Genomic DNA, 958 nt, shown 5'->3' with positions numbered 1-958 from the left:
AGATCATACTATATTCTGCCGTGCTCCGGACGCAGACGATGGTCGGGCTGCAGGCCTCGGCCTATGCGGGGCTTTGTTGCCCAAATCGGGGTTTGAGCGAGCTTCCCCTTTCCCCGGACGGGTTTATACGACGGGCTCTGTGACGGGTATGCGAAGAGCGGTGTAGCGGTTGAGCCCCGCGATCCGGACCCGTCGCTCGGCGACCTGCCGATCAAAGTCCCTCGGCATGAGGCCCTTGCCGAGTCGTTTGACGCAGTGCATCCTCTCCTCTCCTCTCCTCTCCTCTCCTCTCCTCTCCTCTCCTCTCCTTGATCAGCCCCACTTGAGTGGTCCAATTTGATTGTTAGTGCATGACGGGCCTCCGGTCCATCGTGACGACGGTTTCCGGGGCCGGTGGGCGGTAGCCTAATGCGCTGTGTGGTCGTTTCGTGTTGTAGTGTTTCCTCCATTGTTCGATCAGGATCTGCGCCTCGCGCAGGCTGTAGAAGGTTTCGCCATTCAGGAACTCATCCCTGAAACGGGCGTTGAAGCTTTCGCAGTATCCGTTCTCCCAAGGCGATCCAGGTTCGATGTAAGCCGTTTTCGCGCCGACAGCTTTGATCCAGTCCTGCACGGCCTGAGCAACGAACTCCGGGCCGTTGTCGGACCGAATGAATGATGGCACGCCGCGCAAGATGAACAGATCACTCAGCGCATTGATGACGTTGCCTGAGTTCAGCTTGCGATCCACACAGATGGCCAAGCACTCCCGGCTGTACTCATCGGTAATGTTGAGCGTTCGGAACGCCTTTCCGTCATCCGTCCGGCAATGCACAAAGTCGTAGGACCAAACATGATTACGGTGTTCAGGCCGCAGTCTGACGCACGATCCGTCATTCAGCCAAAGCCGTCCTTTTCTTGGTTGTTTCATTGGCACCTTCAGCCCCTCTCGTCGCCACAGTCTTTCGACGCGCTTATC

1 protein-coding gene and 1 pseudogene are annotated in these 958 nt (G+C 57.6%); both read right to left on the bottom strand.

Annotation, left to right across the window (positions count from 1 at the left end; translation table 11 throughout):
* Positions 1–123: 123 nt before the first annotated feature.
* A pseudogene (locus FEV53_RS20315) lies at positions 124–276 on the bottom strand (IS5/IS1182 family transposase); the annotation flags it as partial.
* 67 nt (positions 277–343) lie between these two features.
* Positions 344–958, bottom strand: a 615-nt coding sequence (locus FEV53_RS20310) for an IS3 family transposase (RefSeq protein WP_142836413.1), incomplete at its 5' end; no start/stop codon positions are given.

This window comes from Palleronia caenipelagi, assembly GCF_007004065.1.
GTDB classification, from domain to species: Bacteria; Pseudomonadota; Alphaproteobacteria; order Rhodobacterales; family Rhodobacteraceae; genus Palleronia; species Palleronia caenipelagi.
This window is presented reverse-complemented; position numbering and strand designations above follow the sequence as displayed.